At 57.5% G+C, this 22,514-nt stretch carries 29 protein-coding genes; 17 read left to right on the top strand and 12 right to left on the bottom strand.

All coding sequences use genetic code 11. From position 1 onward, the window contains the following. Positions 1-2: 2 nt before the first annotated feature. From GOV79_RS21055 to speB, 3 genes are all read left to right on the top strand, one after another. Complete coding sequence (locus GOV79_RS21055) at positions 3-239, top strand: hypothetical protein (protein WP_170791621.1); 237 nt, start codon at positions 3-5, stop codon at positions 237-239. Position 240: 1 nt separating this feature from the next. After that, positions 241-477, top strand: coding sequence for a GlsB/YeaQ/YmgE family stress response membrane protein (locus GOV79_RS21050; protein WP_170791620.1), 237 nt, complete (start codon positions 241-243; stop codon positions 475-477). 62 nt (positions 478-539) lie between these two features. Then, positions 540-1,361, top strand: a complete 822-nt coding sequence (gene speB, locus GOV79_RS21045; protein WP_170791619.1) for an agmatinase — start codon at positions 540-542, stop codon at positions 1,359-1,361. A gap of 2 nt (positions 1,362-1,363) precedes the next feature. Here the strand turns inward: speB and GOV79_RS21040 are convergent, their stop codons facing one another. From GOV79_RS21040 to GOV79_RS21015, 6 genes are all read right to left on the bottom strand, one after another. Further along, the gene (locus GOV79_RS21040) at positions 1,364-1,963 is read right to left on the bottom strand and encodes a COG3904 family protein (RefSeq protein ID WP_170791618.1); all 600 of its coding nucleotides are present in this window, start codon (positions 1,961-1,963) and stop codon (positions 1,364-1,366) included. Positions 1,964-1,991: 28 nt separating this feature from the next. Then, positions 1,992-2,459: a ribonuclease HI gene (rnhA, locus tag GOV79_RS21035; protein WP_170791617.1), complete on the bottom strand. Its 468-nt coding sequence runs from the start codon at positions 2,457-2,459 to the stop codon at positions 1,992-1,994. Beyond that, positions 2,452-3,039, bottom strand: a complete 588-nt coding sequence (locus tag GOV79_RS21030) for a class I SAM-dependent methyltransferase (protein ID WP_331252145.1) — start codon at positions 3,037-3,039, stop codon at positions 2,452-2,454. Before GOV79_RS21030 ends, rnhA begins: the two co-directional genes overlap by 8 nt. Next, positions 3,036-3,488: a DUF3429 domain-containing protein gene (locus tag GOV79_RS21025; protein ID WP_170787294.1), complete on the bottom strand. Its 453-nt coding sequence runs from the start codon at positions 3,486-3,488 to the stop codon at positions 3,036-3,038. The genes GOV79_RS21030 and GOV79_RS21025 overlap by 4 nt, the downstream gene beginning before the upstream one ends. Next, positions 3,485-4,435 carry a 4-hydroxy-3-methylbut-2-enyl diphosphate reductase gene (gene ispH, locus GOV79_RS21020; protein WP_170791616.1) on the bottom strand — a complete coding sequence of 317 codons (951 nt, stop codon included), beginning with the start codon at positions 4,433-4,435 and terminating at the stop codon, positions 3,485-3,487. The genes GOV79_RS21025 and ispH overlap by 4 nt, the downstream gene beginning before the upstream one ends. 188 nt (positions 4,436-4,623) lie before the next feature. Continuing rightward, positions 4,624-5,196, bottom strand: coding sequence for a LabA-like NYN domain-containing protein (locus tag GOV79_RS21015; protein ID WP_170775314.1), 573 nt, complete (start codon positions 5,194-5,196; stop codon positions 4,624-4,626). 140 nt (positions 5,197-5,336) lie between these two features. Here GOV79_RS21015 and folK point away from each other — a divergent pair, with 140 nt between their 5' ends. The 13 genes from folK (at position 5,337) to recO (ending at position 15,644) form a co-directional block, all read left to right on the top strand. Next, positions 5,337-5,906 carry a 2-amino-4-hydroxy-6-hydroxymethyldihydropteridine diphosphokinase gene (folK, locus tag GOV79_RS21010; protein ID WP_170791615.1) on the top strand — a complete coding sequence of 190 codons (570 nt, stop codon included), beginning with the start codon at positions 5,337-5,339 and terminating at the stop codon, positions 5,904-5,906. A 94-nt stretch (positions 5,907-6,000) separates the two neighbouring features. After that, positions 6,001-6,354, top strand: coding sequence for a DNA-directed RNA polymerase subunit omega (gene rpoZ / locus GOV79_RS21005; protein ID WP_170356736.1), 354 nt, complete (start codon positions 6,001-6,003; stop codon positions 6,352-6,354). A 26-nt stretch (positions 6,355-6,380) separates the two neighbouring features. Further along, entirely contained in the window at positions 6,381-8,513 is a 2,133-nt protein-coding gene (locus GOV79_RS21000; RefSeq protein WP_170775318.1) for a RelA/SpoT family protein, read from the top strand. A gap of 16 nt (positions 8,514-8,529) precedes the next feature. Further along, the gene (locus GOV79_RS20995) at positions 8,530-9,228 is read left to right on the top strand and encodes a DUF2062 domain-containing protein (protein WP_170775320.1); all 699 of its coding nucleotides are present in this window, start codon (positions 8,530-8,532) and stop codon (positions 9,226-9,228) included. Continuing rightward, positions 9,221-9,973 (top strand): pyridoxine 5'-phosphate synthase, encoded by a 753-nt coding sequence (locus GOV79_RS20990; protein ID WP_170791614.1) that lies wholly within the window; start codon positions 9,221-9,223, stop codon positions 9,971-9,973. Before GOV79_RS20995 ends, GOV79_RS20990 begins: the two co-directional genes overlap by 8 nt. 73 nt (positions 9,974-10,046) lie before the next feature. After that, positions 10,047-10,451: a hypothetical protein gene (locus tag GOV79_RS20985; RefSeq protein WP_170791613.1), complete on the top strand. Its 405-nt coding sequence runs from the start codon at positions 10,047-10,049 to the stop codon at positions 10,449-10,451. Continuing rightward, positions 10,448-10,870, top strand: a complete 423-nt coding sequence (acpS, locus tag GOV79_RS20980; protein WP_170356731.1) for a holo-ACP synthase — start codon at positions 10,448-10,450, stop codon at positions 10,868-10,870. Before GOV79_RS20985 ends, acpS begins: the two co-directional genes overlap by 4 nt. Positions 10,871-10,923: 53 nt before the next feature. After that, entirely contained in the window at positions 10,924-11,763 is an 840-nt protein-coding gene (gene lepB / locus GOV79_RS20975; protein ID WP_170791612.1) for a signal peptidase I, read from the top strand. Next, positions 11,760-12,440, top strand: a complete 681-nt coding sequence (gene rnc / locus GOV79_RS20970) for a ribonuclease III (RefSeq protein WP_170775328.1) — start codon at positions 11,760-11,762, stop codon at positions 12,438-12,440. The genes lepB and rnc overlap by 4 nt, the downstream gene beginning before the upstream one ends. Before the next feature lie 227 nt (positions 12,441-12,667). Then, positions 12,668-13,576, top strand: a complete 909-nt coding sequence (gene era / locus GOV79_RS20965) for a GTPase Era (protein ID WP_170775330.1) — start codon at positions 12,668-12,670, stop codon at positions 13,574-13,576. A 55-nt stretch (positions 13,577-13,631) separates the two neighbouring features. Beyond that, positions 13,632-13,961, top strand: a complete 330-nt coding sequence (locus GOV79_RS20960) for a DUF1491 family protein (RefSeq protein ID WP_170775332.1) — start codon at positions 13,632-13,634, stop codon at positions 13,959-13,961. A gap of 187 nt (positions 13,962-14,148) precedes the next feature. Continuing rightward, on the top strand, positions 14,149-14,814 hold the full coding sequence (locus GOV79_RS20955) for a hypothetical protein (protein ID WP_170791611.1): 666 nt from the start codon (positions 14,149-14,151) through the stop codon (positions 14,812-14,814). A gap of 104 nt (positions 14,815-14,918) precedes the next feature. Further along, positions 14,919-15,644, top strand: coding sequence for a DNA repair protein RecO (gene recO / locus GOV79_RS20950; protein ID WP_170791610.1), 726 nt, complete (start codon positions 14,919-14,921; stop codon positions 15,642-15,644). Here recO and GOV79_RS20945 read toward each other — a convergent pair. From GOV79_RS20945 to GOV79_RS20935, 3 genes are all read right to left on the bottom strand, one after another. Further along, positions 15,628-16,020 (bottom strand): META domain-containing protein, encoded by a 393-nt coding sequence (locus GOV79_RS20945; protein WP_170791609.1) that lies wholly within the window; start codon positions 16,018-16,020, stop codon positions 15,628-15,630. The two genes, recO and GOV79_RS20945, sit on opposite strands and share 17 nt — an antisense overlap. A 42-nt stretch (positions 16,021-16,062) precedes the next feature. Then, positions 16,063-16,617 (bottom strand): hypothetical protein, encoded by a 555-nt coding sequence (locus GOV79_RS20940; protein ID WP_170791608.1) that lies wholly within the window; start codon positions 16,615-16,617, stop codon positions 16,063-16,065. Positions 16,618-16,768: 151 nt separating this feature from the next. Beyond that, positions 16,769-18,460, bottom strand: a complete 1,692-nt coding sequence (locus GOV79_RS20935) for an acyl-CoA dehydrogenase family protein (RefSeq protein ID WP_170791607.1) — start codon at positions 18,458-18,460, stop codon at positions 16,769-16,771. Positions 18,461-18,604: 144 nt separating this feature from the next. Here GOV79_RS20935 and GOV79_RS20930 point away from each other — a divergent pair, with 144 nt between their 5' ends. Further along, positions 18,605-19,369, top strand: a complete 765-nt coding sequence (locus GOV79_RS20930) for a sulfite exporter TauE/SafE family protein (protein WP_170791606.1) — start codon at positions 18,605-18,607, stop codon at positions 19,367-19,369. Here GOV79_RS20930 and GOV79_RS20925 read toward each other — a convergent pair. From GOV79_RS20925 to GOV79_RS20915, 3 genes are all read right to left on the bottom strand, one after another. Beyond that, positions 19,366-19,908 (bottom strand): hypothetical protein, encoded by a 543-nt coding sequence (locus tag GOV79_RS20925; protein WP_331252778.1) that lies wholly within the window; start codon positions 19,906-19,908, stop codon positions 19,366-19,368. The two genes, GOV79_RS20930 and GOV79_RS20925, sit on opposite strands and share 4 nt — an antisense overlap. A 33-nt stretch (positions 19,909-19,941) precedes the next feature. Continuing rightward, complete coding sequence (locus GOV79_RS20920; protein ID WP_170775348.1) at positions 19,942-20,232, bottom strand: hypothetical protein; 291 nt, start codon at positions 20,230-20,232, stop codon at positions 19,942-19,944. A 352-nt stretch (positions 20,233-20,584) separates the two neighbouring features. Beyond that, positions 20,585-22,183 (bottom strand): phosphoenolpyruvate carboxykinase, encoded by a 1,599-nt coding sequence (locus GOV79_RS20915; RefSeq protein ID WP_170791605.1) that lies wholly within the window; start codon positions 22,181-22,183, stop codon positions 20,585-20,587. Positions 22,184-22,514 lie beyond the last annotated feature (331 nt).

The following is a 22,514-nucleotide window of genomic DNA, read 5'->3' as shown; positions in this document are numbered from 1 at the left end:
AGATGTTCATGATATTGATGGGCACCGTCGTGATTGCCGGGATCGTGGGGTATCTGGCTGAAAAAACCGGATTTTCCCACAATGGATACCTGCCCTCGATCATCATTTGCGTGGGCGGCGCGTTCCTGTTCTACTTTGTGCGCATCATGTTTGGCATCAGCTTCGGCCCGCCCGGACTGGACGCGGTCCTGTCATCCATCGGGGCGCTGATCATCGTGCCCACTCATTGGAGGAAATAACGTGCCCGTCATCGCCCTTGTCATCATCGGAGCCGCCGCCGGGTTTCTGGCGACACGACTGATGCGGATCGAGGCCGATATTCCCACAACCATGTTGATCGGCATCGTTGGCGCGCTGGTCGGCGGGTTCCTTCTACGTGCATTGATCGCCGTAGCGGGCTGGCTGTCGGGCTTTGTCGGTGCGGTTTTGGGTGCGTTGTTGGTGATCTGGATCTGGCAGACATACCTGCGCCGTTGACCTCTTGACCTTTCGGAATCAATTCGGCCAGATCGCCGCAGAATTTATCTGAAAGGTGTTCCATGCCACAGGATCTGAACCCAGGTGACGTCGCACTTATGGGGGTGCCTCTGGATCTTCATTCCTCGTTTCTGCAAGGGCCCGCCTTTGCCCCTGGTCGTATTCGCGAGGCTCTGCATTCCGGAGCCGCTAACCTGACCGCAGAGGATGGCACAGATCTCGGCGCGACCGACCGCTTCAAGGATACAGGCGACCTGGATGTGTTCGAGATGATCGGACAGGAACCTATCGACCGGATCGAAGCCGGTGCTGCTGCGCGGATTTCAAGCGGTGCGCGACTGTTATCTCTGGGAGGGGACCATTCGGTTGCCTATCCGCTGATCAAGGCGCATTCGGAACGGTATGAGGGGTTGAACATCCTTCATATCGACTCGCATCCAGACTTGTATGACAGTCAGCAGGTCGGTCCGCTGGGCCATGGCTGCCCTTTCGCGCGGGTAATGGAAACCTGCGCAATCAACCGTCTGGTGCAGGTTGGCATCCGTACCATGAACAAGCACCAGCAGGAACAGGCCGACAAGTTCGGAGTCGAAGTGATCGACATGCAAAGCTGGCGCCCCGATCTTGAAATCAGCTTTGATGGCCCTGTTTACCTCTCGCTGGATCTGGATGCGTTGGACCCTGCCTTTGCGCCTGGCGTGTCGCATCATGAACCCGGTGGGTTAAGCACCCGCGAGGTGATCAACCTGATCCACCGTTTCAAGGGGCAGTTGGTCGGCGCTGACATCGTCGAATTGAATCCTCATCGTGACCCGTATGGGATGACGGCCATGGTGGCTGCGAAATTCGTCAAAGAGATCGGAGCCAGGTTGCTGTCACGCTGAGGTCATCGCGCGTTGCAGGTTGCGGATGATCCAAGTTGCGGCACATTACGGGTCGTGAGGGTGAACCGTTCAACTTCGGTCGCGCTCATCCAGTGCATGTCCTCGGCCGAGGCCGCGTTAAGCGTGTACCAGTAGAAGGCCGGGTCAACACCGATATCGGCATAGTAGTCCAGGTACCGGTCATGCTCTGGGTCGTCTTTGGGGATTTCGGTGGCCACGATGTTCCAGCCGCCCCAACTGTGCACGCCAACGCAGGCGTCAGGTTCCAGAACGCGGCGGTTGCCTGCCAGAAACAGGTCCGTGCCGCCCGACGCCACCATGCCGTCCGACGGAACAATCGTGTCAAACCCCAGTTCCCGCACGACACGCGAGAAGACGACATTTGCGTCATCGTCCACGGAGCCTTCAATATATTGCAGGACAAGGGTTTTAGCCTGCGGATTGCTGCGGATGACCTCCTGAAAGGCATGCAAGGACGTGTGGTCGATAGTGCCCGAGGCGACAATCCGGTCGCTCTGTGCCTCAAACCGCAGGGCGTCGTAGGATGGGGTACACCCGGCCATAAGGGCGAAACTGACTGCAAAGCAGAACTGTGGTTTCATGGCAGGTGTATTCCTTTTGGCGCGCGGTCTAGGCCCTTGCTTTCTTGGGCTTGAACGGGGCCATGCCCGTCCGTGCCAACTCGTCGGCTTTTTCGTTTTCAGGATGGCCCGCGTGACCTTTGACCCATTCCCAGGTCACGTCATGGCGGGTTTGTGCCTCATCCAGCCGCTGCCACAAATCTACATTCTTAACAGGCTTCTTGTTCGAGGTCTTCCAACCGTTCCGCTTCCACCCGAAAATCCACCCCGTGACGCCGTTTTTCACGTAGGCGCTGTCAGTCACAACGGTGATCTTCGAGGCCCGCTCCAATGTTTCTAGCGCGCTGATCGCAGCCAGCAGTTCCATCCGGTTGTTTGTGGTTTCGGCCTCGCCGCCGCTGAGTTCCCTTTCTTTCAGGACATTGTCGCCATCCATCGCGCGCAGCAGAACCCCCCAGCCGCCGGGGCCCGGATTGCCGGAACATGCGCCGTCCGTATAGGCGAACAGCTTAGGCATGGGCCAGCACCAGAATGAAACCGTCATATGAACCCGCAAGGCCGGCACCCACGCCCGTCGTGATCCGGTCGATGGTGAACCCGGACTTTGTCATAGCCTCCTCGATTTCAGTTTGTGAAAAATAGGTGTAGTAGCGATCCAGATCGTCGCGATGTTCACCCGTGCCCAGTTTCAGGCCCAGAAAAAAAACACCCTCGGGTTTCAGCGCTTTGTGGATGGCGGACAGATGCCGCGCAAAATCCGCGCGCGGGGCGTGCAGCAGGGAAAAGCTGGCATAGATGCCGTCATATTCAGCCTCTTCCGTCACGTCGTCAAACGTGCCCAGACGCGCGTCAATCCCGTTCTGCTGCGCATGTTCGACAAAGGCGGGCGTGGCATCAAGGGCACGGACACGCAGCCCTTCGCGTTGTAGAAAGGCGCTGTCCGATCCGGGGCCGGAACCGAGATCCAGCACATAACCGCCTTCCGCAACCGCTTCGGCAAAGGCCATGCGGGCTTCGATCTGTTCGGGGGGCAGGGGGATGCTCAGATATTCGGCCACGCGGGCAGTGTAGGCGTCAATCGTTCTCTTGTCGGTCACAGGTACACTCCAACGGCTAAGCAGGCCAGAACAACGGCCGTCAGCATCATGCGCAGACGCATCCACCAGACCGGCGTCAATCGCCAGTATGAGAACACAGCGTCCAGCAAAAGCAACCCGGCAAAACCCCACATCAGGTTGGTGCCTGCAGCGACCGGCCCGCCGCCCGTTTTCGCAAAGGCCCAAAGTGCGGGCAGAACCGAGAGCAGATAGCAGGTCGCCGCCTTGCTACCAGATGTCTTGGTCGAAAAACCCCACAGCACGCCGGACATAAAGCTGAGGATGACAGAGCCGTAGAACAACTGCACATAAGGCCCCACAAAACGAGCCCCAAGCGCCTGAGTACCCCAAGCGTGCAGATCGTCATTCAGGTAGGTCAGTGCGCCCCAGACAAAGGGGATCAGCCCGGCCAGCCCCAGAAATAACGGGGCTCTTGGTATGCCGCTCATGCTGGTTCGCGCAGCACGCGCGGGACTTTGAATTCAACGTTCTCAACAGCGGTTTCGACCATCTCGACCGTCACGTCGTAATGGTCGCGGAATGCGTCGATCACCTCGTTGACCAGCACTTCTGGGGCCGAAGCCCCGGCGGTGATGGCAACCGAGGAAATCCCTTTCAGCGCCCGCCAGTCGATATCAGTGGACCGTTGCACCAGTTGGGCATAATCGCACCCAGCACGCGCGGCGACCTCAACCAGACGGCGTGAGTTTGACGAGTTCGGCGCGCCTACAACCAACAGGGCGTCGGATCTGGGGGCGACGGCTTTGACGGCCTCTTGTCGGTTGGTGGTGGCGTAGCAAATATCTTCTTTATGCGGGCCGACGATGGCGGGAAACCGTGCCTCAAGCGCGGCGATGATATCCTTGGTGTCATCGACTGACAGGGTGGTCTGAGTGACAAAGGCCAACTTTTTGGGGTTGCGCACCTGAACGGTGGCCACATCCTCGACCGTTTCGACCAGCAGAACTTCGCCCTCGGGCAGTTGCCCCATGGTGCCGACGGTTTCGGGATGGCCCTTGTGGCCGATCATGATCATCTGCAACCCGGCCTCAGCATGGCGCTGCGCCTCGACATGGACCTTGGATACCAGCGGGCAGGTGGCGTCGACATAGATCATTTCGCGCTGTGCGGCTGTGGCCGGGACGGATTTTGGCACGCCATGGGCCGAGAAAATCACCGGGCGATCATCGGGGCATTCGTCCAGTTCCTCGACAAACACCGCGCCTTTTTCGCGTAAACCGTCGACCACGAACTTGTTGTGCACGATCTCGTGGCGCACATAAACCGGCGCGCCCCATTTTTGCAGCGCCATCTCAACGATTTTGATCGCCCGGTCCACGCCGGCGCAAAACCCGCGCGGCGCGGCAAGGTACAAGGTCAGAGGGGGCTTGTTCATGTCACATACTCCTTACGGCCACAGGTAGGTCTTTTCCTCGCCATGGTCCAGACAGGACTGTGTCATTCAACTGACATGAATCAGTGTTAGCAATCAGATGTTTCAGCACCTGTTCCTAGTTTAAGCAACGCGGTCAGGGCATTTGCCCCGACCGCGTCGATTTTTAAGCCGAACTGACGGGGGCGGTGTTACTGCCCACTTGCCGCGACGCTGCGCGGCTCCATCGGGACGTCACGCGGAGGGCGGCCGATTACGTCGCGCAAATCCTCCAGCTCGATGAAGTTGTCGGCTTGGCGGCGGAGCTCGTCCGAGATCATCGGCGGCTGGCTGCGGATGGTCGAGACGACCGAAACGCGCACGCCCTGACGTTGCAGGCTGGCAATCAGCGGGCGGAAATCCCCATCGCCCGAAAACAGCACGATATGATCAACGCGCGGTGCCAGTTCCATGGCATCGACGGTCAGTTCGATATCCATGTTCCCTTTGACTTTCCGACGCCCCATGCTGTCGGTGTATTCCTTGGCGGGTTTCGTCACCATGGTGAAGCCGTTGTAATGCAGCCAGTCCACCAGGGGTCGGATCGGGGAATACTCGTCATTTTCCAGTAGCGCTGTGTAGTAGAAAGCACGAAGCATCTTGCCGCGACGCATGAATTCTTGGCGCAGCAATTTGTAGTCGATGTCAAACCCCAGTGCTTTTGCGGCCGCATAAAGATTCGAGCCGTCGATGAACAGCGCTAGCCGTTCGTCTTTATAAAACATAAATAGGTCCTTCCGGTATCTACCAGAACGCCGGGTGTTACGTGAGTGAGCTTAGGAAATAGGCGGCGCGCTGATACGCCCATAATTAGTGTTTTTAATGTGTATCGCAAGTATGCAATTCACCGAATATAGGGAGTAGAATGCGCAAGATTACGTCAGAATCGGTGATCGCACTGGGCGCAAATCTCAATTTGAGAGGAGATGGGCCCAAGGTGACACTTGAGAAGGCTCTTGACGCACTAAAGCGTCAGGGGGTGGTGATTCGCGCAGTCAGCCGCTTTTTTGAGACACCGTGTTTCCCAGCCGGCGCGGGGCCAGACTATGTTAATGCCGCAGCTTTGATTGAGACAGAAAAGACGCCGTCCGAATTGCTGCATCTGCTGCATGAGGTGGAGAAGGAATTCGGGCGCGAGCGGATTCAGCGCTGGGGGATGCGGACGCTGGATTTGGATCTGGTGTGTTTTGGTGACGGCGTATTGCCCGACCGGACGGAGTACGAACGCTGGAGGACACTGCCGCAAGATGACCAGATGCAACGCGCACCGGACCAGTTGATTCTGCCGCATCCGCGGCTTCAGGATCGCGCATTTGTGCTGGTTCCGATGGCCGATATCGCCCCGGATTGGGAGCATCCAGTCTTGGGTCAGAGCGTTCGGGAAATGCTGGCGCAGCTACCTGCCAATGAAATTGCCTCTGTCACCCCTTTGTGAAGGGTGCATTTGCAGCATTTCTTGCTTGTCAAGGCGGGGATTCGCCCTTAGATAAACCTCTTCCTGACATGGATTCAGAAACGGAGAGCGCCCCATGGCCCGCGTGACGGTAGAAGATTGCGTAGACAAGGTACAAAACCGGTTTGAGCTGGTGATGCTTGCCGCCCATCGTGCGCGTGAGATTTCAGCCGGTGCCGCGATCACCGTGGACCGCGACAACGACAAGAACCCGGTCGTGTCGCTGCGCGAAATCGCCGATGAAACCCAAAGCGCTGATGAGCTGCGCGAGCGCCTGATCGAGGCCAACCAGACCCAGATCGAGGTTGACGAGCCTGAAGAGGATCAGATGGCTCTGCTGATGGGTGCGGAATCCGACAAGCCCGCCGATGACGACATGTCCGAAGAGAAGCTGCTGCGCGCTCTGATGGAGGCTCAAGGCCAGGGGTAATCCCCAAAGACGAAGGTGCGGACCGGATGATTTCTGCTGAAGACCTGATTGCGCTGGTCCGCAACTACAACCCCAAGACAAATGCTGACCGCATAACCCGAGCTTATGAGTTTGGGAAACAGATGCACGAAGGTCAGTTTCGCCATTCGGGCGAGCCCTATTTCACTCATCCCGTTGCCGTTGCCGCCATCCTGACCGAACAGCGTCTGGATGATGCCACGATCATTACCGCGCTGCTGCATGACACGATCGAGGACACAAAAGCCAATTACAGCAAGGTGTCCGAGCTGTTTGGCGATGAAGTGGCCAAGCTGGTCGATGGGGTCACCAAGCTGACCAACCTGCAGCTGTCCAGCCGCGAAACCAAACAGGCCGAGAATTTCCGTAAACTGTTCATGGCCATGTCCAAGGATTTGCGGGTCATTCTGGTCAAGCTGGCCGACCGTCTGCACAATATGCGCACGATCAAGGCGATGCGCCCGGAAAAGCAGATCGTCAAGGCGCGCGAGACAATGGATATCTACGCGCCGCTTGCCGGCCGGATGGGGATGCAATGGATGCGCGAAGAGCTGGAGGACCTGGCCTTCCGCGTGCTGAATCCCGAAGGCCGCCAGTCGATCATCCGGCGGTTCATCACTCTGCAACGTGAAACCGGCGATGTGATCCACCGGATCACGGGCGACATGCGGTTCGAGCTGGAAAAAGCCGGGATCGAAGCCGAGGTCTTTGGCCGCGCAAAGAAACCCTATTCGATCTGGCGCAAGATGCAGGAAAAGGATCAGGGGTTCTCGCGCCTGTCCGACATATACGGGTTCCGCATCATCACCCAGACGGAAGAAGATTGTTACCGGACGTTGGGCGCAATCCACCAACGCTGGCGTGCGGTGCCGGGGCGGTTCAAGGACTATATCAGCCAGCCAAAATCCAACGGCTACCGCTCGATTCACACCACAGTGTCGGGGCGCGACGGTAAGCGCGTCGAGGTGCAAATCCGTACCCGTCAGATGCACGACGTGGCTGAGACGGGTGTGGCGGCGCATTGGTCTTATCGGGATGGGGTGCGGTCGGAAAACCCGTTTGCAGTCGATCCAGCCAAGTGGATCGCGAACCTGACCGAGCAGTTTGATAGTGAGGATGACCACGAGGATTTCCTCGAAGCAGTTAAGCTTGAGATGTATTCGGACCAGGTGTTCTGCTTCACACCCAAGGGCGATGTGGTGAAACTGCCGCGTGGGGCGACACCAATAGATTTCGCTTATGCGATCCACACACGGATCGGTCATGCCTGCGTTGGCGCCAAGGTAGATGGTATCAGGGTTCCGCTATGGACCCGGATCAAGAACGGCCAATCGGTTGATGTCATCACCGCGGACGGTCAGACCCCGCAGGTCACTTGGCTTGAGATTGCTGTCACCGGCAAGGCCCGCACCGCCATCCGGCGCGCTCTGCGAGAGGTGGATCGCGAGCGCTTTATCAAACTGGGCAAAGAACTGGCGCGCTCGGGCTTCGAACATGTGGGGCGCAAGGCCACAGACAAGGCGCTGGAGACGGCCGCTAAACACTTGCGCCTGAAGGATCGAGACGAACTGTTGGCCCGGCTAGGCAGTGCCGAACTGACCGCCCATGATGTGGTCAGCGCCGTTTACCCGGAACTGACGCAGGATGAAGGCGACGCCATCCCGTTGCGCCGTGCCGTAATCGGGCTTGAGCCGGGGCAGAAATTTGACCGCGCGCCGTGCTGTCAGCCTCTACCTGGTGAACGCATCGTCGGCATTACCTATCGCGGCAAAGGCGTGGTGGTTCACGCCATCGACTGTAATCGTCTGACCGAGTTCGAGGGCGAGCCCGAGCGGTGGGTTGACCTGCATTGGCATACCGGAACCCATCCGGCGGTCTACGGTGCAACGCTGGAGTTGACGATCGGGAATGATGCGGGCGTACTGGGGCGTATTTGCACATTGATTGGCGAGAAAAAGGCCAATATCTCAAACTTGGAATTCGTTGATCGCAAACCGGATTTTTACCGATTGTTGATCAGTGTCGAACTGCGTGATCTCGAACAGCTGCATTCGCTGATGCTGATGCTTGAAGCCGAAAGCGACGTAGCGGCGGTGGAACGGTTCAGGGACAGGTCCAAGACCGCCGTGGCGGCTGGCTGAGAAGGGGTGATCAGGAGTGGTATTCAAGCGCCGAGATCGTCGCTCGCCTGTCCAGATCGCATCTGAATTCGTCTACCCCCGTGGCGGATGGACCCGAGCCTTTCACTATGTCAAACACCGTGTACGCCGGTTGCCCGATTCCCCGGAACGTATCGCACGTGGGATCGGGGCAGGGGTGTTTGCTGCCTTCACGCCCTTTTATAGCCTGCACTTTGTGGTTGCTGCGCTTCTGGCGCGGTTGATCAACGGCAATATTCTGGCTGCGCTGAGTGGGACATTCTTTGGTAATCCGTTGACATATGTCCCGATCGGCGTTGTCAGCCTGCAAACCGGCCACTTCATTCTGGGTACCAAATTCGAAGAAGGCGACACCCACGGTCTGATGGGCAAATTCGCTGGTGCGCTCGGCGATCTGAAGAACAATTTTCTGGCGATCTTCACCGACCGCATGGCCGACTGGTACGGGCTAAGGATCTTTTATGATGAGGTGTTTTTTCCCTATCTGGTTGGGGGGATTCTGCCCGGTCTCGTCGCCGGGGCTGTGTGTCACTACCTGAGCCTGCCGTTGATCCGAACCTATCAGCAGCGCCGCCGGGCCAAGATCAAAGCCAAGTTCGACGAAATCCGGCGGTTGGCTGAATCCAAGCCTGCCGTTTCGGTTCCAAAACCACTAGGCTCGGGCCAGAATTCGGCAAAGGAATCAAACGATGTCTGACAATATCCTGCGTCTGGGCGTGAATATCGACCACGTAGCAACCGTGCGCAACGCGCGCGGTGGGGCGTACCCTGACCCTCTGCGCGCCGCCAAGCTGGCGGAAGAGGCCGGGGCTGATGGCATCACGGCCCATCTGCGCGAAGATCGCCGCCATATCTCGGACGCCGATATCGACGGGCTGATGGAGGTTCTGTCGGTGCCCCTGAACTTTGAAATGGCTGCGACGCCCGAGATGCAGCAGATCGCCCTGCGGCACAAACCGCATGCGGTGTGCATCGTTCCCGAAAAGCGCGAGGAACGGACGACCGAGGGCGGTTTGGAAGTCGCGCGCGAGGAAAACAAGCTGGCCCATTTCATCGCTCCCCTGCGCGACGTGGGCTGCCGTGTGTCCATTTTCATCGCCGCCGACCAGCGCCAGATCGAAGCCGCGCACCGTATCGGTGCTGAGGTGATCGAGCTGCACACCGGTGCTTATTGCGACGCCGTCTCCGAGGGCCACACAGACATAGCCACCCGCGAGCTGGACAGCCTGCGCCAAATGTCCACCTTTGCGCATTCCCTGGGCCTAGAGGTCCATGCGGGCCACGGCCTGACCTATGACACGGTGCAGCCTGTCGCGGCTTTCCCCGAGGTGCGCGAGTTGAACATCGGCCACTTCTTGATCGGCGAGGCTATCTTTCGCGGCCTGACCCCGGCGATTGCCGAGATGCGACGGCTGATGGATGAGGCGCGGGCAGTCGTCTGATCGCAAAGGTAACGCTATGGGTTCGAACAATTTGTGGCGCTACAGCGTCTTGCTTGTCCAAGTCCGGTTTTTAATGCCGATCGCTATTGTCGTTCTGTGGCATGTGACCGGGCTCAATTCAGAAAATGTGGGGATACCCTTTCTGTCCGCGATTGCCGCAGCGATGATAACGGGCTGCGGCGCAGCGCGGTCGTTGGGCCGAATGCCGCACTTGCGCGAGGTGCTGGGTTTTGCGGTTGCGGGGACCGTGATATTCATGATCGTGAACGCTGCGGCCTATCTGATTTTGGCGATCAGCAGTATCGGACCAGTCGATATGTCGCTTCTGATGTATTGGCACAGAGGTGGCTATATGGGCAGCCTTATGCTGTATCTGGCGATTTTTGCTTTCTTCGCCAACAGCGTTCTATTCTATCTGTCGACCAAAATGGAACTCAAGGCGATTGCCAGACGGCGTGGCAAAGAAAGCGCGAAATGATCCTAGGAATCGGTACAGACCTCGCGAATATCGAGCGTATTCAGGGCACGCTCGACCGGTTCGGCGACCGGTTCCGCAACCGCGTTTTCACCGACACCGAGCAGCGCAAGGCCGAACGTCGCCATGACACGGCTGGGACTTATGCCAAGCGCTGGGCGGCGAAAGAGGCATGCTCCAAGGCGCTGGGCACCGGTCTGCGCATGGGCATCGCGTGGAAGGACATGGCCGTCACCAACCTGAACACTGGCCAGCCGGTCATGCATGTCACCGGCTGGGCCGCCGAGCGCCTGCGCGAGATGACCCCCGAAGGCCATGAGGCGATCATCCATGTCACCCTGACCGACGACCATCCTTGGGCGCAGGCTTTCGTAGTGATTGAAGCGCGCGCCATCACGAACGCAGCGGCCAGCCTTGACTAACCTCTCTGCGCCCCGCATGTAGCAACCCAACAAACCAAGGACCGGAGAGCAGTATGGCCGAGGACGTCAAAACCGGAAATCCCGTATGGGAGACGATCAAAACCATCGTCTACGCTTTGCTGATCGCAGGCGTATTCCGCACACTGTTCTTTCAACCTTTCTGGATCCCATCGGGGTCGATGAAACAGACCCTGCTGATCGGGGATTTTCTGTTCGTCAACAAGATGGCGTATGGCTATTCCTACGCCTCCTGTCCCAGCCTGATCATTCCCCGCTTTGGCCTCAACATCGATGCCGAGGATATCTGCGGCTGGCTACCGGGCGATGAAGACACGCGTATCTGGGGCGGTGAACCCGAGCGCGGCGATGTGATTGTGTTCCGTCACCCGGTCAATGGTCGCGACTACATCAAACGTCTGATCGGCTTGCCGGGTGACCGAATTCAGATCCGCGGGGGTCAGATCATTCTAAACGGAACGCCGGTTCCGCAACAACCCGATGGTGTGTTCACCGAACTGGCCGAGCCTCAGGGTTCGCAAGGGTTGCGCCCGCGCTGTGAAAATGGCCCGGTCGGGTTTGGCGGTCGCTGCGAAAAATCGCGGATGATCGAAACTCTGCCCAATGGAGTCTCGTATGACGTGCTGAATATCGGCAACCAAGGGTCGGACAATACCGGAATCTACACTGTGCCTGAAGGCCACTATTTCTTCATGGGCGACAACCGTGACAACTCCAGCGACAGCCGCCTGCCGCAATCCGCGGGCGGAGTGGGATTTGTCCCTTATCAGGACTTGATCGGTCGGGCCGACCGGATCATGTTCTCGTCCGCTGGCCGGTCGATGCTCTTCTTCTGGACCTGGCGCGGGGATCGGTTCTTCAAGGCGGTGAATTGAAACTTTCGGCCGAGATAAAAGCGTTTCAGCAACGTTTGGGGTACCAATTTTCCGACCCTGAATTGCTGCTGCGCGCTTTGACCCATGGCTCGGTGTCCTCGCCGACGCGCCCCGATAACCAGAGGCTCGAATTTCTGGGCGACCGCGTGTTGGGTTTGGTTATGGCAACAGCCCTGCTGGAAGCCGACAAGAAGGCGTCAGAGGGGCAATTAGCCCCCCGTTTCAACGCGCTTGTGCGAAAAGAGGCCTGCGCCGATGTCGCTCGCCAGATCGATTTGGGTGCGGTGCTGAAACTGGGTCGGTCAGAAATGCTGTCTGGTGGCCGCCGCAAACAAGCCCTATTGGGCGACGCGATGGAGGCGGTGATCGCCGCCATATACCGCGATGCCGGGTTCGAGGCCGCCCGCGACGTGATCCTGCGCCTCTGGGGCGACCGGATCCACAAGGTCGAGGCCGACGCGCGCGACGCAAAAACATCACTTCAGGAATGGGCGCAAGCACGCGGCCAAAAGCCGCCCTCTTACGTTGAAATCAAACGCAGCGGCCCCGATCACGCCCCGATCTTCACCATCGCGGCCCGTCTGCAAGACGGCGCCGAAGCGCAGGCAACCGCAGGTTCCAAACGCCAAGCGGAACAAGCAGCGGCCAAGGCCTTGCTGGACAGCCTACCTAAATAGTCCCACTCGTTTCTGCCCGGATCCCCTTCATCTGGCCAAAAATATCCCGGGGGTGAGCCCGGATAAAATCCGGGCGAGGGGGCTGGCCCCCTCCCGGTCGAATTGGCGCAGCCAATTCGAAGCACACAGGCGCGATGATCCACACACGCTCACCCTGACAAAACCCTCTGGCCCGCCGGTGCTTTCTGCTATAGGGGTGCGCACTTGCAAACAGGATCGCAATACACATGACCACACGTGCCGGATTTATCGCCCTGATCGGAGAGCCCAACGCGGGCAAATCCACCCTTCTGAACCGCATGGTCGGGGCCAAGGTCTCGATCGTGACGCATAAGGTACAAACAACCCGCGCCCGCATCCGGGGCGTGGCGATGGAAGGCGACGCACAGTTGGTTTTTGTCGATACGCCTGGCCTGTTCAAACCCCGCCGCCGTCTTGACCGCGCCATGGTCGCCGCAGCCTGGGGCGGGGCAGCTGATGCGGATGTCGTCGTTCTGATGATCGAGGCCCATCGCGGTATCACAGAAGGCGTTGAACGTATCCTCGAAGGGCTCGAGGAAATTGGTCAAAGCCGTACTGTCGCGCTTGCGATCAACAAGATAGACAAAGTGCCTTCGGAAAAACTGCTGGCGCTGACGAGCGACCTGAACGCACGCTATTCTTTTTCCGAGACTTTTATGATTTCCGCAGAAAAAGGTCACGGTGTCGACGACCTGCGCCAATGGCTGGCACGCGAACTGCCCGAAGGCCCATGGCTCTACCCCGAAGACCAGATTGCTGATCTGCCGCTGCGCATGATCGCAGCCGAGATGACGCGTGAAAAGCTAACCCTGCGCCTGCATCAGGAACTGCCATACCAACTGACCGTCGAGACTGAGAATTGGGAAGAGCGCAAAGACGGCTCGGCCAAGATTGATCAGGTCATCTACGTCATGCGCGACGGTCACAAGGGCATAGTGCTGGGCAAGCGGGGCGAGACGATTAAAGCCGTCAGTCAGGCTGCCCGCGCTGAACTGGAAGAGTTTCTCGACCGCAAAATCCATCTGTTTCTGCAAGTGAAAGTCCGGCCTAACTGGCTGGAGGAATCCGAGCGGTATTCGGAAATGGGTCTGGATTTCAAAGACGGCAACGCATGACACGGGCTAAGAATGTTCGACGAAAATTCTCGGCGCTTGTCGATGGATGGCGCACATGGCCCGTCTGACCGCAGAGTTTTGGGTTCACGCCTATCTGGCCCGATTGCGGTTTCAGGAAATACCCGCTTTTGTCGTCGCACATGGCGATGATACCGCAGGGGCCGTCCTGATCAAGCTGAACACGCTGGACGGGCAGGCCACAGCTTTTCACCGCAGCTTCGATCTGTTGAGCGGTGAGCGGAAATGGGTCGAGCTAACCTCGGGGTCCGAAAGGGATGTCGATGCTGCCATCGCGAAACAACGTAGTTTTGATCCTGACCTTTGGGTAATCGAGGTCGAGGATCGGCAAGGGCGTCATCTGCTGGGGGAAGAGGGGTTGCTATAGGCCCACGGAGCCAAGCCGTTTTTGTGTTTGGAAAGCAACAATTTCTTGGTTGATTGGTGCTGACCCCGAATGAGTGATTTCTTCTTCACTCAGGCTCGGCATCCTATTTTCTTAGGTGTGTGCGATGCCGCTGCGATAAAAAAATCTATTGGTATTGACGCAGTTTCTCTAAAAAAAGGAGATCGATTTGAACTTCCTGAAGACCTGCTTTTTGGGTTTAGGCCTTTATTTGATTGTCGCATTGCAATTACCTTCGATAGCGATTGCTCAACAACCCTTGGGGGGCGCAAGTGACAGTAGGCCTCAGAAGCAGTTGAGCGCAAACGACGTGCATCTGATGATATTGCACTTCGGAACGGGTCAAATGCCATTTGCCGGTGGCGTGTTTTGTCCTGTTAAGAAGGGGACTACAAAAAAGTGCAGGGGGGATAACGGCGGTTACGTCATGGGCCCATTTGGCTTCAACATAAATGCAGAGTGGATATCGCGGAAAAAGAAAAGCGGTGTTCCTGGCGCTATGTTGGATAGTGTTCCTGTTCATTCTGGTGGTCAATTCGCGTTGTTTGAAGGTCAAAGAGGAGGTAACTCCAAAGTGCTGCCGAACGGGGGGACATACGCGTTTGTGGCGAAGCGGGGGGTGGTGTATGTCATTCCCGCCAGAACGCAGACAATGGAACAGGCTGTAGATTCAGCCCGAGCTATTTTAGCTTCTCGATACGGTAAGCAGTCAGACAGACTGCGAGTCGAGCCGATTGCAGCGGTGGAGTACAATTGCTCTAGCAAGCGGCGGAACCGTGTCTGTACCGTGGGAAAACAGCTTGATCCAAGATCGTTGGTGGCGCGTCGAAACTAGAATAATGGTGAGTATCTTTAACAAACGTTTTGGATAATAAATGTACGACGGGCTCAGCCTTTTTCGATTTTTCTCAATCTGCGTTGCTGCCCGGTAGCAAAACAGTGGACTGGCGCGATCACGGCATACTCTTGACCACTCGCCGACATGGTGAGACGGCGGCGATCATTGAGGTATTTACCCAAGCCCATGGTCGGCATGCGGGCGTTGTGCGAGGTGGGACCAGTCGCAAGATCGCGCCAATCCTGCAACCAGGCGCGCAATTGGATGTGTTGTGGCGGGCGCGGCTTGAAGAACATATCGGGACGTTTCAGGTCGAGCCGCTCCGATCTCGCGCGGCCGCGGCGTTTTCAGGGCGTCTGGCGCTGGCCGGGTTGAATTCGGTGGTCGCCTTGCTGTCCTTTTGCCTGCCTGAACGTGAGCCGCATCCGGCGATTTACAAACATTCGGAACAGTTGATGGATTTGCTGGGGCAGGATGAGGTCTGGCCTTTGGCTTATCTGCTCTGGGAATTGGCGTTGCTAGAAGAGCTTGGATTTGGGCTGGATTTGTCTAGTTGCGCTGTGACCGGATCGACCGAGGGGCTGGTCTATGTCTCGCCCAAAACCGGGCGCGCGGTCAGTGCCCAAGGTGCAGGCGAATGGGCGGATCGGCTATTGCCGCTTCCACCTTGTTTACGGGGCGAGGGATCCGCGCCGGATGAGGAGATCGCGCAGGGGCTGCTCACGACAGGCTATTTCCTTGAGAACCATTTGGCCCCGGCGCTAGGGCATAAGCCAGTGCCCGAAGCGCGAACCCGGTTTGTCGAGCGCTTCACTCGGCGGCTGTGAACACCATCTCATGCCCGTCTTCGTTGCGCAGGATCAGCACATTGCCGGAGACCTCAGATTGGGTCATCGCCAGCAGAGCGGCAAAATACATCCCTTCAGCTTCCAGTCCCGCGCAAGCCGCACGTGTTGCGCTCAGGTCCTGGATTTCGAACCACGGGTAGGGGGCGTTCAAGGTGCCGCTATAGCTGTTGCAGGGCGCGTGACCGCTGATATTGCCATCCCCATGGAACTGCAACTGCGCGCTCGCGACAAAGGGTTGGCTGTCGATTTCCTTTAAGGTCCAGATTTGATCCGCTGCACCATAGCTGGCGACAGTTTCATCCGTGCCGCATTGAAACAGAGCCAGCAGAGGAAATGTCAGGATCAATCGTACCATGAGAGGTTTCTACCTCGCTGTTGCCGCCGTGGGAAGCTGGGTTCAATAGGGGTTCTCGCCACTGATCAACTCGGCCCTGACCTCGCTGCGGGGGCGCCAGTTGTACCGGGTATCCTCGCGCGTGGGGGCCCAGGTTAGCGCACCGCTATTGCGCCATGGATCAAGGATCAGCCCCTCGTACATGGACGCCCCCTTGGCGCTGATCAGGGCAGAATGGTGGATGATGCGAAACGCAGTTGGAGGAGACGTCGCCCAGTGCAAGTCCAACGTTTCGAAGTTTTCCTGCCGCAGACGAGCTGTCATGGCTTCTGCCCAATCGTTACACAACCCCTTTTCTCGCAGGCCGTTTATGACTTTGGCGTTATGGATGATCGCCGAGTCAGTGACATTCCATTCGCGCGCCAGGTATTGAGAATACGTATAGGAGATGGTTGCAGCTGTTTGAGCTTCGGTTGGGTCCACGGTGGGGCTCAGGCTGCGGATCGCGCTGGCTAGCTCGTCTATTTCGTTCTGGCTGGCGGTCGGAGGCTGCGTTGCGCACGCTGCCAGTGCCACCGCCGCGAAGGTCAGGAAAAGGGCCAGAAAATGTCGGATCATAACGATGAAAACCCTGCTGAGTGTCGTCGTTGATTAACGGCATTCCGGGGGCAGGTACAGGGGGCTATTTTCGGTCGGCGGCCGAGGACCGATGGCAGAAAAAAGACCCGGCGCGTGCGCCGGGTCAAGTTGGGGAAACAGGAATGCCGTTTCAGCTCAGCAGACGTCTTGCAATAACCTGCGCCTGAATTTCGGCAGCTCCTTCAAAAATGTTTAGAATCCGCGCGTCACATAGGACGCGGCTGATCTTGTATTCCAGCGCAAAGCCGTTGCCGCCGTGGATTTGCAGCCCGTTATCCGCAGCAGCCCAAGCGACTCGCGCGCCCAGCAGCTTGGCCATGCCCGCCTCAAGATCACAGCGCTGGCCGTGGTCTTTCTCCCACGCGCTGAAATAGGTCAGCTGGCGCGCGATCATGATCTCAACCGCCATCATCGCAAGCTTGCCAGAGACGCGCGGGAAGTTGATCAGGGATTTGCCGAACTGCTTACGATCTTGTGCGTATTGCATGGCGATATCCAGCGCTGACTGAGCCACGCCAATGGCACGGGCGGCGGTCTGGATACGGGCGGATTCGAAGGTCTCCATCAGCTGTTTAAAGCCTTTGCCTTCTTCGCCACCCAGCAGGTTTTCGCCCTTGACCTTGAAGCCGTCAAAGCCCAGTTCGTATTCCTTCATGCCGCGATAGCCCAGAACCTCGATCTCGCCGCCGGTCATGCCGGGGGTTGGGAAAGGGTCTTCATCTGTTCCGGGCGTTTTCTCGGCCAGGAACATCGACAGACCACGGTGGTCGGTGCTGTCGGGGTTGGTGCGGGCCAGCAGGGTCATAACATGGGTCCGGGCCGCATGGGTGATCCAGGTTTTGTTGCCGGTGATTTCATAATCGCCATCGGCGTTCTTGACCGCGCGGGTGCGCAGGCTGCCAAGGTCGGACCCGGTGTTGGGCTCGGTGAAGACGGCGGTAGGTAGGATTTCAGCGCTGGCCAGTTTCGGCAGCCAGTTGGCTTTCTGCTCATCCGTGCCGCCAGCGATGATCAGCTCGGCCGCGATCTCGGACCGCGTGCCTAGAGAACCCACGCCGATATATCCACGAGACAGTTCCTCGGACACCACGCACATCGAGGCTTTGGACAGGCCGAACCCGCCGAATTCCTCGGGGATGGTCAGCCCAAAGACGCCCATCTCGGCCAATTCCTCGATGATTTCCATCGGGATCAGTTCGTCTTTCAAGTGCCATTCATGGGCGTGCGGCTCGACCTTTTCGACGGCGTAGCGTCGAAACTGGTCGCGGATCATTTCCAGTTCTTCATCCAGGCCTGAGGCGCCAAACATTGTGGCACCAGCCTGATCCTCCATCAATTCGACAAGGCGACTACGAGCGGCTTGCGAGTTTGCCTGCGCCATCAGGCTCTGGACTTCAGGAATTTGGAAACCAGACAGCGCGTCCCATCCCAGACCCATGTCTTGCAGGCGGATAACTTCGCCCTGATTCATGGGGATGCCGCCAGCGACCTGATGTAGGTATTCGCCAAAGGCGATCTGGTGCACCAACTGTTCGATCTCGCCGAACTTGCCGTCGGCCTCCAGCGCTTCGGCCCAGCGTTGCATCTGTTGCAGAGACTGGTTGTAGGTGGCCAGCCATGCAAGGCCATGGGCGGCGGTCTGGTTGGCTTCGATCAACGCTCCGGATACCCGGCCCTCGGCGCTTACCATTTCGCGCACTGATTTGCGCGCGCGGTCAAACACCGCCTCTACAGCCGGAACGGCGGCGCGTGTCAGTGTCAGTAGGTCGGGCAAAATCGCGGATGCTGTCATCTGGGTCATATCCTGTCCGTCATGGGCCATGAATCACGTCCTTTTCTGGGTCGATTGGTCATACCATGCTGCACATGCAGCGCAACAAAAATACGTTCAAAGGCAAAAAAAAGTTCAATAATTACTCAAGAGATTTTGCGATGCAGAAACCGACTGGAGTGATATCACGGGTGGATGACACTGTTTTCGCTTTTATCTCCACAGGATTTTCTGTTCGCGCTGCTCGTGGCTTTTGCAGCGGGATGGATCAAGGGTATGGTCGGTTTTGCCATGCCGATGGTTCTGATGTCGGGGATGAGCATTTTTTTACCACCGCAACTGGCGTTGGCCGGATTGATCCTGCCTGCATTGGTAACAAACGTCGTTCAGGCTCTTCGCGGCGGGCTTTCGGCTGCTGTCGATGCAGTGCGCCAGTTTCGCGTTTTCTTGCTAACCGGACTTCTGTTTCTCCTGGCTGGTGCGATGCTGGTCAGTCTTGTCCCCGAGACCACGTTTCTGTTTTTGATCGGCATTCCGGTGACATTTTTTGCGCTGATTCAGGTTGCTGGGCTGAAGTTGACGCTTTCGGAGCCGTCTCGATGGATTGAAGCCACGATTGGTGCCGTTGCTGGGTTTGTCGGAGGGATTTCGGGGATTTGGGGGCCGCCGACGGTGCTTTACCTGACGGCGATGAACACGCCAAAAGACATTCAAATGCGGGTGCAAGGCGTTATTTATGGGTTGGGCGCCGTGGCGCTGGTCGTGGCGCATCTGGGTTCAGGAATTCTGCGCGCCGAGACGGTGCCTTTTTCAGCGATCTTGGTTGTCCCTGCGCTTGCCGGAATGTGGATTGGGCTGCGGTTGCAAGCCCGTATTGATCAGGCGCGTTTTCGCAAGATTACATTGCTGGTGTTGCTGTTTGGGGGGCTAAATCTGTTGCGGCGTGCCGTCTTTGGCTAGGCACGCCTATCTGCAAACCGAAACGCAAAGTAGAGCCCGAGCATAAGGAAGAACAAACCCGAGATATCGCCGATCAAATAGGCGACGTATTCAACGCGGGCGCTGCCAAAAGCCATATTGGTCAGGCCTGAGACAAGGAAGGACGTGATGACTCCTACACCCATGATACAAGCCCAGCAGGGTTTGCGGTCGCTGCGTGGGAATAGGTCCCAACCGGCCCACTTCAGCAAATAGAACACTGCTGGAACCGTCGTAACGGCAATAGTTATTGCAGCAAGTCGGCTGGGTAAAAATACGTCGGCTCCGCCGATGACGGCGAATACAATGAAAACACCTGGCAGCAGCGCGAAGATGGCTCGCCATCCCAACAACCATGCAGAAAGAACCCGCACGCCATGCGGAAGAAACAGAAGACTGGCCCGGCTTGGATATTCTGGGAAGAACAGGTTTTGCAGCGGCATCAAAACCTCGAACGTGAGGAATGATGCCACGATATAAGCCAACGAGGCGAAGAAGGTTTCAGAGGCCCATTTGCGCACGATGGTCAGCCATCGCCGCGCGCATTGGGGGCATCATCTTGGGGCATGAACGATATATCGGCCCCGATTTGAGTTGCCGCTTTGCGACAGGTATCCCTTTTGTACCAGCGATTTCAGCGCCCGGAAAAACGTTGGGCGAGAGACGCTTTGTACCAGCGTGTGTTCGATCAGACCGAATGTGCGGACTTCTTGATCATTCTTCGACAGTTCTTCCGCTGCGTAGTAGATGTCGCGCTCAACCGGAGAGAGTTGCTCCAGCCCCAATGTGCGCTCCATGCTTTGCATCAGCTTGCGAAGTTCTGTCAGTTTCGAAATCTCAGTCATGTTATCTCCTGTGTCGCCCGCCGAGTTTATGAAGCGGAAGAAACATACCGGTCTCAGAATTTTCCAGCACGTCTCATATTGACACTCATCCCCTTTTTTGGTTCTTTAGTACTTGATTAGGCAGCCAAATTCGCAAATGTGAGTGTGCGATCAGGCAACCCTTAGGTTTTTTGGTTTTGCCCGGCGCGTCAAGCGCCGGGCTTTGTCATGCTAATGACATGGTGAGATACCTCAATCCGACACTTCGGGCAACGGCATTGTAAATACAACGTGCATATTACAACTTATGCGTGATCACGATGCGGTGAGACTCCTCAAACGAAAAGAGGGGCGAAAGTGCCCCTCTGTCTTCTCACCCGATTGCGACGGCTTTGATATCTTCGTCTATGAATGGAAGATATTGTTCAAAGTTCGCGGCAAACATCTGCACCAATTTCTCGGCCTGTTTGTCGAAGGCCGCCTGATCATCCCAAGTACGGCGCGGGTCCAGCAGAACCTCGGCGACGCCGGGCACCGAAACGGGTACGTCAAAGCCGAAATTGGCATCCTTGCGGAACTCGGCATCACGCAGGGACCCGTCCAGAGCGGCCGTGAGCAGTGCGCGGGTTGCGCGGATCGGCATCCGGCTGCCCACACCATAGGCCCCACCGGTCCAGCCGGTGTTGACCAGCCAGCAGGTTGCGCCATGCTGAGCAATCTTGTCCCGCAGCAGGTTGCCATATTCTTCCGGACGACGCGGCATGAAAGGCGCACCGAAGCAGGTCGAGAAGGTGGGTTGCGGTTCGGTAATACCACGCTCGGTCCCAGCCACTTTGGACGTGAAGCCCGACAAGAAGTGATACATGGCCTGCGCAGGCGTTAGCCGCGCGATCGGAGGCAGCACGCCGAACGCATCACAAGTCAGCATGATAATGTTCTTGGGGTGACCACCCAGGGCGCTGCTGGACGCGTTCGAGATGTATTCCAGCGGGTAAGCGCAGCGCATGTTAGCGGTCAGCGAGTCGTCTTCGAAATCCAATTCTTTGGTCTCGGGATCAAACACCATGTTTTCGATCACGGTGCCGAACTTGCTGGTGGTTGCATAGATTTCGGGCTCGGCCTCAGCGTTCAGGTTGATCGTCTTGGCATAGCAACCGCCTTCGAAGTTGAAAGTGCCGCGATCTGACCAGCCGTGCTCGTCATCACCGATCAGGGTGCGGGCCGGGTCAGCGGACAGGGTGGTTTTGCCCGTGCCCGACAGGCCAAAGAACACGGCCGTATCAACCGGGTTGCCAACGGCATGGTTGGCCGAGCAATGCATCGGCATCACGCCCTTTTCCGGCAGCATGTAGTTCAACAAGGTGAAGACGGATTTCTTGTTCTCACCCGCATATTCGGTGCCGCCGATCAGGATCAGCTTTCGGTCAAAGTTCATCGCGATCACGGTCTCGGACCGGCAGCCATGCTTTGCCGGGTCGGCTTGAAAGCTTGGGCAGTTGATGACGGTGAAATCTGAGGTGAACTCATCCAGGTCCTCACGATCCGGACGGCGCAGCAGGTGGCGGATGAACAGGTTGTGCCAAGCCAGTTCAGTGACCATGCGCACGTTAATCGAATAGGTCGGGTCGGCGCCCCCGACGAGATCCTGCACGAAATAGTCACGACCCTTCATATGGGCCAGCATGTCTTCGTAAAGCGCATCAAAGCCTTCGGGGCTCATCTCGGCGTTGTTTTCCCACCAGATGTGGTCAGCGACGCTGTCGGTGCGCACGACGTGTTTGTCTTTGGGCGAGCGGCCGGTGAACTTGCCGGTGGTGACCAGAAAGGCCCCGCCATTGCCCAGAGTACCCTCGCCGCGCTTCAGCGCTTCTTCGATCAGCGCCGGTTCCATGAAGTTGTAATAGACATTGCCCAGACCCTCGATGCCCTGATCTTCGAGGCGGAATTGCGGGTTAACCCGTCCAGATGTCATGTGTGTCTTCTCCGTGTGGCGGCGCAGGGCGATTGGGCCGGATGCGCCATTTGGGCAATTAGCCGGGAAAAACCGGCGGGTGGGCGCGTCTTACCATGGTCATTCAGGACATGAACAGGCGGGTTTGACGCAGTTAGCGCAACCAAGTCCAAGTTTAGCGCCATCACTTTTTTCACGACCGAAATAAGGGCGCTTTTCCGGCAACATTAACGGCTTTTTTGCCGCATCTGTGTGACAACAATCGCACGATTCGCAGATACGGATTGATTCGCGGCCTTAAAAACGCCAGAAATACCTTACTAATAACGATATATTGCATGAGTGAGCAGGA

The organism is Ruegeria lacuscaerulensis (assembly GCF_013034745.1).
Taxonomy (GTDB): Bacteria; Pseudomonadota; Alphaproteobacteria; order Rhodobacterales; family Rhodobacteraceae; genus Ruegeria; species Ruegeria lacuscaerulensis_B.
Note: the sequence above shows the minus strand (reverse complement) of the source record. Positions and strands in the feature narration are given on the sequence as shown.